The organism is Rhizobium sp. EC-SD404, from assembly GCF_902498825.1.
In the GTDB taxonomy this organism is placed as follows: Bacteria; Pseudomonadota; Alphaproteobacteria; order Rhizobiales; family Rhizobiaceae; genus Georhizobium.
Window position 1 is genome coordinate 2,329,943 of sequence record NZ_LR701459.1, and the last position, 14,544, is coordinate 2,344,486.

The following is a 14,544-nucleotide window of genomic DNA, read 5'->3' on the forward strand; positions in this document are numbered from 1 at the left end:
CCGACCCAAAACGCAAAAAAGCGCGGGAGGACCCGCGCTTTTTGGAGTTTTGCTCTTTCGTGGCGGCTCTTAGATGCCGCCGAACAGATAAGCCAAAACCAGAATTCCGGCAAAACCGATCACTGCACGTGCCGTAAAGGCCCAGCAGGACTTTTGAGCGGTCTCTTCCATCATGACTCCACTTGATGCCCCGATATCGTAGGGAACGGTTGTTGTTCTTGTCTCGCTCCTGAAGGCCGTCATGTACAGAACCCATTCCGACTTCGCAACTGCGAAATATGGCCACTTCAGGGCACAATTTCGCATGACACCTATGAACAATTCGCACCCTACGCTGCTATTCAAGGGGTCGCTTGGTTAATGAACGGTTAAATAGACCGTTAAACTTCGCCCCACTTTCACCGCATGCGTGAAGATTTGGTTGCCAGTTCAAACGCCGGATGCCGCAATTGGTTGCGTCATGCGTCGAGCTCAAGGCATGGTGCCTCGATTTCGCGAACCCATGGAATTCCGGCTGATGACCTATTTGGATGGCGCTGCCATCGTTCTGTTTCTGTTGTCCTGGGCCATGTTTGCATGGCTGACAGACGGAGCGCGGCGATTTCACCGGCAAAGCCTGACGAGGCTGATGAATCGGCACCGTGCGCTCTGGATTCGCAACAGTCTCAAGCGGGATCTGCGGATGATCGACACGCAGATCATTGCGGGCTTGCAAAATGGCACAGCTTTTTTCGCCTCAACGGCAATAATCGCCATCGGCGGCTGCTTCGCCCTGCTCGGAGCGACCGATCAGGTGCTGCGCGTCTATGCCGATCTGCCCGTATCGATTCCCGGCGGCAGAGCGGCGTTTGAGATGAAGGTCGTCGGCCTCATCATCATCTTCGGCCATGCCTTCTTCAAATTCGGCTGGTCCTACCGCCTCTTCAATTATTCCTCGATTCTCTACGGCGCCCTGCCGATGCGCGAAGAGCTCGAGCGGGCGCCTGGGCGTGCCGACCGGCTGGTCGAGAGTGCGATCATGATGAACGTACTGGCAGGCCGGCACTTCAATGCAGGCCTGCGCTCCATTTTCCTGTCGATCGGATATCTAGGCTGGTTCGTCGGACCCCTGGTTTTCATGGCGAGCACGCTGCTCGTCCTGTCGGTCCTGGTGCACCGCCAGTTCTTCTCGGCGGCGCGCCAGGTTCTTGCCGACAATCAGGCTGCGACGGAATCCCAGTCCGGCGAGAAATCGTAATCGCAAATCCGGTGGTTGGCTGATCGCAGAGCAGAGATCGAGGTCATTTCCGCCTCGCTCAGCTGGAAGTCGAAGATATCGGCATTCTGCGGCAGACGGTTTGGTTTGGATGTGCGCGGAATGGCCACGACGCCGTCCTGCTGGATATGCCACCGCAGCACGATCTGTGCGGGCGATTTTCCATGCGCCTCTGCCGCTGCCATCACAGGAGCGGCTTCGAACACGTCGCCGCCGCGCCCGAGTGGGCAGTACGACGTCATTGCCATGCCGCGCGCCCGGCATGCCGCATGCACCTTCGACTGGTCGAGCATCGGATGGTATTCGACCTGGTTGCAGACCAGCGGCTCATCTGTCAGCGCCCATGCTTCGTCGAGCAGCTTCGTGGTGAAGTTCGATACGCCGATATGAGCGGTCAGCCCCTGCTTCTTGACGCGGTTGAGTGCTGTGATCGAGTCGGCCAACGAGATTTGCGGGTTCGGCCAGTGAATGAGAAGCAGATCGAGACGGTCCACGTCCAGCCGCTTCAGGCTGGCTTCGGCAGCGCGCTCGAGTGCGCCGGCGCCGATGTCGGTGTACCAGACCTTGCTCGTCAGGAAGATGTCGCTCCTGGCCACACCACCGGCACGGATGCCCTCGCTGACGGCTTCCTCGTTGTCGTACATGATGGCGGTGTCGATATGGCGGTAGCCGGCATCGAGCGCGGCACGAACCATCTCGACGCAGTCCTCGCCCTTCAAGGTCCATGTGCCGAGGCCCAGCACGGGAATGTTCGCACCATGGGCGGATACGGTCTTCATCGGGAGTACTCCTTCGCTGTCATCGGTTTCATTCGCATCTGATGGTGAAACGATCTAGATCGGACCTAGTGCCTTCGCCGATTCGACGTAAGCGTCCGCTTCAGGGAGACAAGATGGTAGATCAGGCCGGGATGCCCCATCGGAGCCCCTCGACACGTCTGATGCGCCTGGATGTGGCGCGCGGCTTGGCGCTGGTGGCCATGGCCATCTACCATTTCACCTGGGATCTCGAATTCTTTCGCTACGTTCCGCTTGGGCTGACATCCGAGGGCGGCTGGAAGATCTTCGCCCGTGGCATCGCCAGCACGTTCCTTTTCCTGGCCGGCTTCAGCCTCGTGCTCGGACATTACCCGACGATCCGCTGGAGCCCGTTCCTGCGGCGGCTGGCGATGATCGTCGCGGCGGCATTGGCCATCACGGTCGCCACCTACATCGCCTTTCCGCAGGCATTCATTTTCTTCGGCATTCTTCACGCGATCGCAGCCGCAAGTCTGATTGGCTTGGCGTTTCTGAGACTGCCGCCGGCAATCACGGTGATCATCGCGGTCCTGATCATTATCACGCCCAATGTCTTCAGCTCGACAGCTTTCGATTGGCCGGGGCTATGGTGGATCGGCCTTTCCGCGAACCGGCCGATCTCAAACGATTACGTCCCGATCTTTCCTTGGCTTGGCGCGACGCTTCTCGGCATTGCCGCCGCACGCGTCATGAAGGCGAAGGACTGGCTCGGCCACCTCGCAACCCGCTCCGAACCGGGCCGCTTGACCCGCGGGCTGGCCTTCGCAGGTCGTCACAGCCTTGCCGTCTACCTGCTCCACCAGCCGATCCTGCTCGGCCTGGTCTATGTGGCAAGCCTTGTCGCGCCACCGCCGGCCGCCGATCCCGGCGTCGCCTATATGAACAGCTGCGTCCAAAGCTGCTTGGCCGCGCAAGGCGAGACATTCTGCCAGTCGTTCTGCGGTTGCACGCTGGATGCCTTGAATTCGGCCGACCTGTTCGACGATCTGATGGGCGGCACGCTCGATCCGGCGGGAGATCCGCGTGCGGTCGAGATCGCCAATCAATGCACGGCGGATATCCTCGGCGGCCAGCGCTGAGGCTGCGCGTCTCAGCTCAAGTGCTGACGCCGATTTCGGCAAGGCGCGTCAGACATGCCTCCTCGACATTGTCGAGTTCGTTCAACGTCTCTTCGATGTCTTTGCGCTTCTGCCGCAACTCGTTGCGCTTCTCGTCGACACGCTTCATCAAAAGCTTGAGTTGACCCTCTTCACCAGGCGGATCCTTGTAGACCTGGATGATCTCGCGGATTTCGGCGATCGTGAAGCCGATACGCCGGCCACGCAGAATTTCCTGGATCAAACGGCGGTCAGCCTGACGGAAAAGCCGCGTGCGCCCACGCCGCTCCGGCTGGACCAGCCCTTCATCTTCGTAGAAGCGAAGCGTTCTCGTCGAGACGCCGAACTCGCGCGTCAACTCAGTGATGGTGTAGTATTTGTTCAACGCATTCAAATCCCCGACTGACTGCGGAGGCTAAAGACTTTTACGTAAAAGTCAATTTTTTAGAGCTAAAGTAGCCACCACCCGGCGAGGCCAAGGAACGCGAAGAAGCCGACGATATCGGTTACCGTCGTGACGAAGACAGCCGATGAGATCGCCGGATCGGCCCCGAGCTTATCGAGCAGCAGCGGCAGCAGGATCCCCGAAAGCGCAGCGGCGACCATGTTGATTACCATTGCCGCAGCGATCACCAGACCGAGATCGACATTTCCGAACCAAAAATAGGCAACGAAGCCGATGATCAGCGCGAAGAGCGATCCGTTGATCACCCCGACCGTCGCTTCACGGCGAATGATGCGCGCAGCGTTGTAGATATCGAGGTCACGCGTCGCCAATGCGCGAACTGTCACTGTCATCGTCTGCGTGCCAGCGTTGCCGCCCATGGAGGCGACGATCGGCATCAGGATGGCTAGCGCCACCATTTGCTCGATCGTCGCATCGAAGAGCCCGATGATCAGCGAAGCGAGAACCGCCGTTCCCAGATTGATCAGCAACCATAGAAAGCGTGAGCGTACGGTCGCGCGAACACTATCGGACAGCTCTTCGTCGCCGACGCCACCCATGCGCATCAGATCTTCTTCAGCTTCCTCCTGGATGACGTCGACCACGTCATCGATCGTCAGTACGCCGACCAGACGTCCGTTGGTATCGACGACGGCTGCAGACAGAAGATCGTACTGCTCGAACAGTTGGGCAGCCTCTTCTTGGTCCATCTCGGCCGGCACGGGATAGTTGGTATCCCGCATGATGTCTTCGATCTTGACCTTGCGCTTGGTGCGGAGGATGCGGTCGAGATCGACGACACCCATCAGTCGGAACGTCGGATCGACGACGAATATCTGAGAAAAACTCTCCGGCAGGTCCTCGTCTTCGCGCATGTAGTCGATCGTCTGGCCAACCGTGCAAAACGGCGGCACTGCGACGAACTCCGTCTGCATGCGGCGGCCGGCTGTGTCTTCCGGGTAATCCAGCGCGCGACGAAGCTTGATCCGCTCCGTGAACGGCAGTTTCGCCAGAATGTCGTCCTGGTCTTCCTGGTCGAGGTCTTCGAGAATGTAGACCGCATCATCGGAATCGAGATCAGCGAGCCCCTCGGCGATGCGCTCGTTCGGCATCGCGTCGATGATCTCGAGACGCACGGCTTCGTCAACTTCGGTGAGCGCCGAAAAATCGAAATCCGAGCCGAGCAGCGTGACGAGTTGTCCGCGCTCGTCTGCATCGAGCGACTCGAGAAGGTCGCCGAGTTCCGACTCGTGCAGTTCGCTGACTTCGGCGACCAACGCCGTTCGGTCGCCCGCTTCGAGCGCCGCGACGACCCGATCCATGAAATCGGATCGCAGGGCCCCGTCATCCGCATAGACGTCGGCATCCGCGTCCTGACCGGCGGCGCCGGATCCGCCTTCTTCCGCCTGCTCGGGATCTACGCCAGACCGTGTTTCATGGTCTCGCTCGGCGTCGGCCATTCGCTGCTCCCTGATGGCTGTGATTCGCTCGCGGCTCCGCGATACGCTAAGAGCGTAGCATCACGGCTGCATTGCGGTCGTGGCGATCGGCATTTTTCTTTGAGTTGGAAACACATGCCGCACCATGGCCCATTTCCCGCTAGCGCGTGGCAATGGTCCAAATCAAACGGCTTTAGGCGACGGCTGAACGCAGCCGCCGCTCTTCATACCACTGCAGCCTGGACTTCAGGCGTCTTGCCCGAACTCCTCACAGCGAAATGTCTCGATATGCCAGCCGGGATGATCGCCGGCCCAGCGCGCCAGCGTCATGATAGACGACTGCATGCAGGCCCGTGTCGAACCTTCGGCGGTGATGATGTGCTGCCGGCAATGATCCGGCTGCGAAATGAGGCACGCGAGCACTACGAGATCGATCATACTTGGGTCTCCGAACGAGATGACGGACTATACCCAGCCAACATCGTTCCGGAAATGGGTCTGTCGACCTGCTCAGCCGGCGTCGTCCTCGGCGCAATCATCGGCTGTTGCCGCCGCGGTATCTTCGCCTTTCTGCTGCGCCTCGACATCATCGGAGGACATGGCCTGATCCGCGCTTTCCTCGAGAGGCATATCTGATCCGTCCTTGGAAAGTTCGCCATCCGAGGTGGACCCGCTCTCCGCTTCGGACTCGAGCGGCGCGATCGAACCGTCTTTGGAAATCGACCCGGCGGCCTGATCATCGGCACATTGTGCAAACGCCGATCCAGCCGACATGGCAAAAGCGGCGACGGCTACTGTCAGAATACGGGACATCGCTGGTCTCCTTCTCCCTGGAAAGAGACCAAATCGCCGGCGCGCGCCGAAGTTCCTGCAGCAGTACGAAGGTGCCGCATCGCGAGGTCGGCAGGACCAATGAAGGAGAGAATGGTGCGGTCGAGAAGACTCGAACTTCCACGGGTTGCCCCACAGCGACCTCAACGCTGCGCGTCTACCAATTCCGCCACGACCGCACGTGGTAGATGCCGTTCTTGCCGGCGCCGGTCATCTAGCAAATCGGTTTGGTGCACACAAGCGCGAACGGTGAGAAAAACGGCCTTCCAAGCAGGCAATCGCGAAAGCGTTGCGATCGAGCGCGTTCGAGCATAGATCAGGCGCCATGACCGTGCCTCCGCAAGCCCAGATACGAGTGAATGCCGATCGCTCGTCGATGGCCGATCGATTCCTGCCGCAGTCGGAAAGCCCTCCGGTGCGCTGGCGCGTCACCCAGGGCCTCACCGATTACGAATCGGCCGTCGAGGTGATGGAATCCGAAGCGGCCCGTATCCACGATGGTCTCGCAGACGAACTCGTTTGGCTCGTCGAACACCCACCGCTCTATACTGCCGGCACCTCGGCCAGGATGGACGACCTGATTGCGCCGGATCGCTTCCCCGTATTCCACACGGGCCGCGGCGGCGAATTCACCTATCACGGACCCGGTCAGCGCGTTGCCTATGTGATGCTCGACCTTAAGCGTCGCCGGCCGGATGTGCGCGCGTTTGTGGCCGCATTGGAAACCTGGGTCATCGCGACGCTGGCGGAGATGAATGTGCGCGGCGAGCGCCGCGAGGATCGTGTCGGCGTGTGGGTGGTGCGGCCGGAGCGCCCTCGCCCGGCCATCGATCGCGCGGCTGAAGACAAGATCGCCGCGATCGGCATTCGCTTGCGCAAATGGGTAAGCTTCCACGGCATCGCGCTGAACGTCGAACCGGATCTCGACCACTTCAGCGGCATCGTGCCTTGCGGCGTGAAGGACTATGGCGTGACGAGCCTCGTCGACCTCGGCCTGCCGATCACCATGGGCGATGCCGATCTGGCGCTGAGACAGGCTTTCGAGACGATCTTCGGCCCGACTGTCGACGGTTGAGCCGTCACTCGAATTCCATGATCACGGCATCGACCGCCAGGCTTTCGCCCGGTGCCGCATTGATCTTGGCGACGACGAGGTCGCGCTCGGCGCGCAGCACGTTTTCCATCTTCATCGCTTCGACGACGGCGAGCGTCTCGCCGGCCTTCACGTCCTGCCCTTCGGTAACGGCGATCGACACGACGAGGCCCGGCATCGGGCAGAGCAGCATCTTGGATGTGTCCGGCGGTTGCTTGACCGGCATCAGGCGGTCCAGTTCCGCAAGCCGCGGCGTCAGTACGCGGGCGGTGACCGAATAGCCCTGCCAGTCCACGCGGATGCCGTTCAGAACAGGCCGTGTCTGCGCCGTCACAGGACGGCCGTCGATCGTTCCGTTCCAGATGGCGTCCCCGGGCCGGAACTGCGTGGCCACGGTGACAGGATCTGCGCCGGCAATGCTGATGTCGAGTTCCAGCGGCATGGATGCCATGCCGTCGAGAACTGCGACATCGAGATAGACATCGCCTAGCCGCACGACCCACTCGCGCCTCAGCGCACCATTGTGGGGCGCCACGCGGTCGGCAAAACGGTCGAGCCTGTCCTTGCGCAACAATTCGGCCGACAGCGCCACGGCTGCCAGCACGGCAAGTTCGTCGTCACCGGGCTCTTCCGGCACGAAGCCATCCGGATATTCCTCTGCGATGAAGCCGGTCGACAGGCGGCCGTCACGCCAGCGCGGATGCCGCATCAGGGCCGAGAGAAACGGAATGTTGTGCGCGATGCCATCGACCACGAATCCATCGAGCGCCAGGCCCATCGCCTCGACGGCCTGAGCGCGCGTTGGCGCCCAGGTGCAGAGCTTGGCGAGCATCGGGTCGTAGAACATCGAAATTTCGGCGCCTTCGAAAACGCCGGTGTCGTTGCGGATCACCGCGTCCGAAACGCTGATTTCTGCCGGTGGCCGATAGCGCGTCAGCCGGCCGATCGACGGCAGGAAATTGCGGTACGGATCTTCGGCATACAGCCGGCTCTCGATCGCCCAACCTTTCAACTGCATGTCGTCCTGTTGGATCGCCAGGCGCTCACCTGCTGCGACCCGGATCATCTGCTCCACGAGATCGATGCCCGTGACGAGCTCCGTTACCGGATGCTCCACCTGCAGGCGCGTGTTCATCTCGAGGAAGTAGAAGTTTCGCTCCTTGTCGACGATGAATTCGACCGTTCCGGCGCTTTGATAGTCCACGGCTTGCGCAAGGGCCACGGCCTGCGCGCCCATGGCGGCCCGGGTCGCCTCGTCGAGGAATGGGGACGGCGCCTCCTCCACGACCTTTTGGTTGCGCCGTTGGATCGAGCATTCGCGTTCGCCGAGATGGATGCAGTGGCCGTGGGAATCGGCCAGCACCTGGATTTCGATATGCCGTGGCTCGACGATGAACTTCTCGATGAAGACACGATCGTCGCCAAACGAGTTCTTCGCTTCGGACCGCGCACGATCGAAGCCGTCGCGCACCTCGTCGCGCGAATGGGCGATCCGCATGCCCTTGCCGCCACCGCCGGCCGAGGCCTTGACCATCACCGGATAGCCGATCTCGTCGGAAATCCTCTCCGCCTCGTCGGCATCTTCGATCACCCCGATATGGCCGGGCACCGTTGATACGTTCGCGTCCTTGGCGAACTTCTTCGATTCGATCTTGTCGCCCATGGCGCGGATGGCCTTGGGCTTCGGGCCGATGAAGACGATACCTTCGGCTTCAAGCGCCTCGCAGAAAGAAGCGCGTTCCGACAGGAACCCGTAGCCGGGATGCACGGCCTCCGCACCGGTCTCCTTGCAGGCCGCAATGATCTTCTCGGCAACGAGATAGCTCTCGGGCGCTGCAGGAGGCCCGATATGAACCGCTTCGTCGGCCATCTCGACATGCAGGGCGTCACGGTCCGCATCGGAATAGACGGCGACGGTAGCGATGCCCATCCGCTTGGCCGTCTTGATCACGCGGCAGGCGATTTCGCCGCGATTGGCGATCAGGATCTTAGAGAACATGCGGTCAGTACCCCTCCGGCGCCGGCCTCAAGCTGGCAAATGTCCTTTTGCGCTTTTAGCCCAAGGCAAATCGAGTTCAAGCCTGCGGCGCGCCGGCAACGATACGTTCACGCCTAAAGATGAAGAGGCCGGACGCGACGATGATCGCAATTCCAACCCATTTCGACGCACTCGGCACATCGGAAAACACCAGGTAGCCAATAAGCACGGCCGAGATGATTTCGAGATATTGGAACGGCGCGAGCAGCGATGCCGGGGCCTTCTGGAAAGCGAGCACGACCAGCCCATGCCCAACGGCCGCCAAGGCTCCGAGCAGAAGAATGAGGCTGAAGCTCAGCGTGTTGGCCGGCCAGGATGGCGCGAGATCGGTAATGCCTGCCACGCTCCCGACGCCCATGGCGATCGCGATCAGGACGGTGCCGCCGATGCCTGCCAGATACTGCATCACCATCGGCCCGTCATGCACGCCGAGCGATCGATTCAGCAGCATATAGAAGGCAAAGAGGCTCGCGGTACCAAGCGGCAGAAACGCGATGAAGCCGAAGCGTGCGAAGCTTGGCTGGATGACGATCAGTGCGCCGACGAAGCCGAGACCGATGGCCGCCCAGCGCCTCCATCCCACCTTCTCACCGAGGATCAGCGCCGACAAGGCGGTCAGGATGAACGGCTCGACGAAGAAGATCGCGAGCGCATCTGCGATCGGCATGTATTTCACCGCAGCGAAGAAGCAGAGGCTGGCGCCACCGATCAGGAAGCCGCGCAGGATGTTCAGCCAGAATCGGTTGGACTTGAAACCCGAACGCCCGCTGATGAATGCAATGGCCGCAACCGTCAGGATCAACTGCACGATGAAGCGGTAGAACGACACCTGGCCCGGCGACATCGCCTGTTCCGTCGCGAGATACTTGCCTATGCCATCCATGACCGGCAGTATGAGCATGCCGACCGACATGATCATCATCCCCTGGGCATGGCTGCTGTTCGCAGCCTGAACGGCAGTCGCGGTCTCACTCATGAGACGTCGTTACGGCTTTTCAATCCGGGGAACAACGCCTTTACATCCGGCGATATGGAAGAGGAGCTCCGATGCAGCATCCGGCGACGATTCTCGACGACAAGCCCGAAGCGGACACGCTCGGCGGCCGCATATCCACCGCGCGAGACGCCCTGGACATGTCCATCCCCCAATTGGCGCGCCGCCTGGGCGTCAAGACCGAAACGATTTCTGCCTGGGAGGGCGACCGTTCCGAGCCGCGCGCAAACCGCCTGATCATGCTCGCCGGCATTCTCGGCGTCGCCCCAACCTGGCTCCTCAGCGGCTTCGGCTCGGCACCCGCCTCCCAATCGTTGAACTCGGCGCTCGGCGTCGTCACTCTGCAATTGGCGAAGCTCAAGGAGCAGCATCAGCGCACAGCCGCAGCGATCGATGCACTGGAGCGGGAAATCGGCTCTCTTGGCCGCAATTTGCAGGATGATGCCTAAACTGCTGCGCCAAGAGCGCGCAGGACGGTCATTGTTCGAAAGGCCCCTTGAGGCAGAAGCCCCGGTCTGACATTTTCGCCGGCAATTCAGACAGGAGCATCACCCCATGGACGTACGCGCCGCAGTCGCCTTTCAGGCGGGCAAGCCGCTTGAAGTTACCACCGTACAACTGGAAGGCCCACGCGACGGCGAAGTCCTCATCGAAGTGAAAGCGACTGGCCTCTGCCACACCGACGATTTCACCCTGTCGGGCGCCGATCCTGAAGGTTTGTTCCCGGCCATTCTCGGCCATGAAGGTGCTGGCATCGTCGTGGATGTCGGCAAGGGCGTGACGTCTGTGAAGAAGGGCGATCACGTCATCCCGCTTTATACGCCTGAATGCCGCACCTGCCCGTCCTGCCTGTCGCAAAAGACCAATCTCTGCACGGCGATCCGCTCCACCCAGGGCCAGGGCGTCATGCCTGATGGCAGCTCGCGCTTCTCCATCGGCAAAGACAAGATCCACCACTACATGGGCTGCTCGACCTTCGCGAACTACACGGTCCTGCCGGAAATCGCCGTCGCCAAGGTCAACCCGGACGCGCCCTTCGACAAGATTTGCTACATCGGCTGCGGTGTCACGACAGGTGTAGGCGCCGTCATCAACACGGCCAAGGTCGAGATCGGATCCACCGCGATCGTCTTCGGCCTCGGCGGCATAGGTCTCAACGTGATCCAGGGCCTGCGACTGGCGGGCGCCGACATGATCATCGGCGTCGATCTCAACAACGACAAGAAGGAATGGGGCGAGCGCTTCGGCATGACCCATTTCGTCAATCCGAAGGAAGTCGGCGACGATCTCGTGCCCTTCCTTGTCAACATGACGAAGCGCGGCGCGGACCAGATCGGCGGCGCGGATTACACCTTCGACTGCACGGGCAACGTCAAAGTCATGCGCCAGGCGCTGGAAGCGGCCCATCGCGGCTGGGGCGAATCGATTGTCATCGGCGTCGCCGGTGCCGGCCAGGAAATCTCCACCCGACCCTTCCAGCTCGTCACCGGCCGCACCTGGAAGGGCACGGCCTTCGGTGGCGCGCGCGGTCGCACCGACGTACCGAAGATCGTCGACTGGTACATGGAAGGCAAGATCGAGATCGATCCGATGATCACCCACACGCTGAAACTCGAAGAGATCAACAAGGGCTTCGAGATGATGCATGCGGGCGAATCGATCCGCTCCGTCGTGGTCTATTGATCCCGATGGCGACCGCTCCGCTCGTCATCTTCGATCTCGACGGGACGCTCGTGGATACGGGTCCGGATCTTGTCGACAGCCTCAACCACACGATCGGCACTGTTGGGCTCGCCCCCGTGGTGCTCGAGGACCTGAACCACCTCGTCGGCCAGGGTGCCCGCGTCATGATCGCGCGCGCCTTCGCCATGCAGAAGGTCGAGACCACGCCGGAACAGGGCGACCACCTGTTTGCGGTCTTTCTCGAGCATTATTCCGCGAACATGCCAGGGCACTCCCGTCCGTTTCCGGGCCTGGTGGAGGCCATGGACCGTCTGGAAGCCGAAGGGTTTGCGCTGGCGGTCTGCACCAACAAGAGCGAGACGATGTCTCTGCGGCTCCTGCAGACGCTGGGGCTGTCGGAACGCTTCAAGGCCATCGTCGGTGGCGACAGCCTTCCGCACCGCAAGCCTGATCCGCGCCACATCCTCGGCACGATCGAGCGTGCCGGCGGCGATCCCGCCACTTCGGTGATGATCGGCGATTCCATCAACGACATCGCCGCTGCCCGCGACGCCGGTGTGGCCTCGATCGGGGTTCCATTCGGTTACACGGATGTCCCGATCACCGAACTGAAGCCGGATCGCGTCATCGAGCATTTCGATGCCCTGACGCCTGCCCTCGTCCACGATCTCATCCGGGCGGCAAGAGCCGCCTGATCGTCGCGTCAATCCTGATACGAAAACGGCGGCCCGAAGGCCGCCGTTTTGCTTTGTATCGGTCTCGACTGCATCAGCTGTCGGCGTTGCGCGCCTGATCGGTGACGTCCATTGCCCGGTCGAGATAGACGTCGCGCTCATAGACGTCGTCGAAATATTCCACCGTGCCCTTGGCGTTCGGCCAGGCAGTGAAATAGGCGATGTAGACTGGGATATCGCCTTCGACCTTGATCGCCTTGTTGCGCCCATCGGCGATTTGGCTGCCGATATCGGTCTTGTCGGTACCGAGCACCGCCGCCGCCATGGCGCGGGGATCCTCGAGCCTGACGCAGCCATGGCTGTATGCGCGGGTATCGCGTCCGAACAGATCCTTGGCCGGTGTGTCGTGCATGTAGATTGCATGCTCGTTGGGGAACATGATCTTCAATTCGCCCAGCGCATTGGTCGAGCCGGGGGGCTGGCGGACATTGTAGGGCACGTTGGCGCCGACGCCGTACCAGTTGATCGAACTCGAGGCGACCTGCGTCCCGCCCTGCGTCGTCACCTCATAACCGATGCGATCGAGATAGCCGGGGTCCTGGCGCAGCTTCGGCAGCATCTCGTTGACGATGATCGACCGCGGAACGCCCCAATAGGGATTGAGTTCGACGGTCTGGATGACATCCTGGAAGAAATAGGTCTGGTTGGCCTTGGTGCCGACGACAGCGCGCATCTCCAGCGCTTCCTTGCCGTCTTCCACATAGCTGACCTTGAACGCCGGAGCGTTGATCAGAACATGGCGCTCGCCGAGATCGCGATTGAGCCACCGCAGCCGCTCCATCGAAAGCTGAACAGTCTCGATCTTGCGCGCATTGCTGATGCCGGTCAGTTTCACGATCGTGTTGCGGCCGATGATCCCATCGGCCATCAGGCCGGATTCTTCTTGGAAATCCTTGACGAGATCGACGAGCGCGGTGTCGTAGACGGGGCTGCCCTGGTAGTCGGCGAAGGAGAGCGAATGCGTGGTCTTCAACGCGTCAGAACCCTGCTCCCGGATGGCCGCGATGATCTTTGTCAGCTCAGGATTACTGCTGCCCGGCCGCACCAGTGTGCCTTCGGCAATCTCGACGCGGTCGACCTCGGCATCCTCGGCGATCAGCCGATCATATTCCGCCTGTAGGGCCTGGAATTTCGCATGTGTCGGGCTGCGACGCTCCAGATAGGTGGCGATATCGATGGTACGAGCAGCCACCGTAAGGGCCGCAACGAGATCGACCTCTTTCCGCTCGAAATCGTGGTAGCCCGAAATCCGGTTCGGCGCGATCCGCCCACGCGTTGCGTCGAGCATGTAGGATGCGACTGCGGCTGCCATGTCCATTTCGAACTGGAGCCGTGCCCTGTCGGGGTTCGGTACGGCGGCCTGATTTGTGGCAACCTGAGTTGGACCGACTTGAGTTGCAGCAGCGTTGCTTGGGGCGTCGGACGGCCATTCTACGAGATAGTCGGCCGGTGAAAGGCCGACACGGTCGGCCTTCGCAAAGACGGAGAGCGCCGCCTCGGCACGCGCATTCGGGCCATTCTCGTCTGTCCAGACGAAGCCGCCATTGTCGCCGTAAAACGCAGTCACAGCTTCGCCGACTTCGGCCAGCGCCCGCACCTGGATGTCGGACAAGTGGCGGCTCGCTTGAGCGAAGGCGTCGACGGTGTGCTGATCGCCGCTATCGGAGATCGAGCCGGTCACGACCGGATCGGCGAGCTTCGAAAAATCGATGCGAACCAGTTCGTCCGCCTTGTAGGTGTAATATTTGGGGCCGACCACGACGGGCTCGGGCTCGGCCTGGCGCTGGGATGCCTCCCATGCACGCAATTGATCGACGCTGGATGGCTGCGCGCCCTGCCCGGCATCAAGCGGCGAACCGCGACGTTCGGCGTTGCGCTGCACCGCGCCGGGGCCGCCCATGATGAAGTCGAGCAACGTCTGAGCGGACGCAGGGCCTTGAGGCACCGCAATCGTTCCGGCTGCGAGAAGCCACGCCATCGCCGCGACGGTCCCTGTCCTTTTGGAAAGCATACCAGCTCCGTTTTTTCGATGTCCTTTTGCCAACCCGAAACGGGACAGCATGAACTTGGGACCCTAAGCCCCTCATGGCAAACAAATGGTAACCAACGTGCACGATGACGGGTAGCAGCGATGCCTA

Annotated in this window: 15 protein-coding genes and 1 tRNA gene; 6 read left to right on the forward strand and 10 right to left on the reverse strand. The window is 61.3% G+C overall.

The window, feature by feature from the left end:
* Positions 1-69: 69 nt before the first annotated feature.
* Positions 70-243 (reverse strand): hypothetical protein, encoded by a 174-nt coding sequence (locus GC125_RS20030; RefSeq protein WP_199864735.1) that lies wholly within the window; start codon positions 241-243, stop codon positions 70-72.
* A gap of 274 nt (positions 244-517) precedes the next feature.
* Here GC125_RS20030 and GC125_RS11935 point away from each other — a divergent pair, with 274 nt between their 5' ends.
* Positions 518-1,237, forward strand: coding sequence for a DUF599 domain-containing protein (locus tag GC125_RS11935; protein ID WP_151985864.1), 720 nt, complete (start codon positions 518-520; stop codon positions 1,235-1,237).
* On the opposite strand, the gene GC125_RS11940 is transcribed toward GC125_RS11935, so the two are convergent.
* Positions 1,198-2,034: an aldo/keto reductase gene (locus GC125_RS11940; RefSeq protein WP_151985865.1), complete on the reverse strand. Its 837-nt coding sequence runs from the start codon at positions 2,032-2,034 to the stop codon at positions 1,198-1,200. The genes GC125_RS11935 and GC125_RS11940 overlap by 40 nt on opposite strands.
* Before the next feature lie 113 nt (positions 2,035-2,147).
* Between GC125_RS11940 and GC125_RS11945 the strand changes: the two genes are divergently transcribed.
* Positions 2,148-3,131 carry an acetyltransferase domain-containing protein gene (locus tag GC125_RS11945; protein ID WP_151985866.1) on the forward strand — a complete coding sequence of 328 codons (984 nt, stop codon included), beginning with the start codon at positions 2,148-2,150 and terminating at the stop codon, positions 3,129-3,131.
* Between the two features lie 16 nt (positions 3,132-3,147).
* Here the strand turns inward: GC125_RS11945 and GC125_RS11950 are convergent, their stop codons facing one another.
* The 5 genes from GC125_RS11950 to GC125_RS11970 form a co-directional block, all read right to left on the reverse strand.
* Positions 3,148-3,534, reverse strand: a complete 387-nt coding sequence (locus tag GC125_RS11950; RefSeq protein WP_126010344.1) for a MerR family transcriptional regulator — start codon at positions 3,532-3,534, stop codon at positions 3,148-3,150.
* A 65-nt stretch (positions 3,535-3,599) separates the two neighbouring features.
* The gene (mgtE, locus tag GC125_RS11955) at positions 3,600-5,054 is read right to left on the reverse strand and encodes a magnesium transporter (protein ID WP_151985867.1); all 1,455 of its coding nucleotides are present in this window, start codon (positions 5,052-5,054) and stop codon (positions 3,600-3,602) included.
* Positions 5,055-5,279: 225 nt separating this feature from the next.
* Positions 5,280-5,471 (reverse strand): hypothetical protein, encoded by a 192-nt coding sequence (locus GC125_RS11960; protein ID WP_151985868.1) that lies wholly within the window; start codon positions 5,469-5,471, stop codon positions 5,280-5,282.
* A gap of 72 nt (positions 5,472-5,543) precedes the next feature.
* Entirely contained in the window at positions 5,544-5,846 is a 303-nt protein-coding gene (locus GC125_RS11965; RefSeq protein WP_151985869.1) for a hypothetical protein, read from the reverse strand.
* 112 nt (positions 5,847-5,958) lie between these two features.
* Positions 5,959-6,043, reverse strand: a tRNA-Leu gene (locus GC125_RS11970).
* A 146-nt stretch (positions 6,044-6,189) separates the two neighbouring features.
* Here GC125_RS11970 and lipB point away from each other — a divergent pair.
* The gene (lipB, locus tag GC125_RS11975; RefSeq protein WP_151985870.1) at positions 6,190-6,939 is read left to right on the forward strand and encodes a lipoyl(octanoyl) transferase LipB; all 750 of its coding nucleotides are present in this window, start codon (positions 6,190-6,192) and stop codon (positions 6,937-6,939) included.
* Between the two features lie 4 nt (positions 6,940-6,943).
* On the opposite strand, the gene GC125_RS11980 is transcribed toward lipB, so the two are convergent.
* A complete protein-coding gene (locus GC125_RS11980) occupies positions 6,944-8,956 on the reverse strand; it encodes an acetyl-CoA carboxylase biotin carboxylase subunit (RefSeq protein ID WP_151985871.1) in 2,013 nt (670 codons plus the stop codon).
* Positions 8,957-9,032: 76 nt separating this feature from the next.
* Positions 9,033-9,971 carry a DMT family transporter gene (locus tag GC125_RS11985; RefSeq protein ID WP_286165488.1) on the reverse strand — a complete coding sequence of 313 codons (939 nt, stop codon included), beginning with the start codon at positions 9,969-9,971 and terminating at the stop codon, positions 9,033-9,035.
* Positions 9,972-10,042: 71 nt separating this feature from the next.
* Between GC125_RS11985 and GC125_RS11990 the strand changes: the two genes are divergently transcribed.
* The 3 genes from GC125_RS11990 to gph all read left to right on the forward strand — a co-directional run bounded on the left by GC125_RS11990 (position 10,043) and on the right by gph (position 12,367).
* On the forward strand, positions 10,043-10,438 hold the full coding sequence (locus GC125_RS11990) for a helix-turn-helix domain-containing protein (RefSeq protein WP_151985872.1): 396 nt from the start codon (positions 10,043-10,045) through the stop codon (positions 10,436-10,438).
* A gap of 106 nt (positions 10,439-10,544) precedes the next feature.
* Positions 10,545-11,672, forward strand: a complete 1,128-nt coding sequence (locus GC125_RS11995) for an S-(hydroxymethyl)glutathione dehydrogenase/class III alcohol dehydrogenase (RefSeq protein WP_151985873.1) — start codon at positions 10,545-10,547, stop codon at positions 11,670-11,672.
* 5 nt (positions 11,673-11,677) lie between these two features.
* Positions 11,678-12,367, forward strand: a complete 690-nt coding sequence (gph, locus tag GC125_RS12000; protein WP_151985874.1) for a phosphoglycolate phosphatase — start codon at positions 11,678-11,680, stop codon at positions 12,365-12,367.
* A 73-nt stretch (positions 12,368-12,440) separates the two neighbouring features.
* Here the strand turns inward: gph and GC125_RS12005 are convergent, their stop codons facing one another.
* Positions 12,441-14,417 carry a L,D-transpeptidase family protein gene (locus GC125_RS12005; protein WP_151985875.1) on the reverse strand — a complete coding sequence of 659 codons (1,977 nt, stop codon included), beginning with the start codon at positions 14,415-14,417 and terminating at the stop codon, positions 12,441-12,443.
* Positions 14,418-14,544 lie beyond the last annotated feature (127 nt).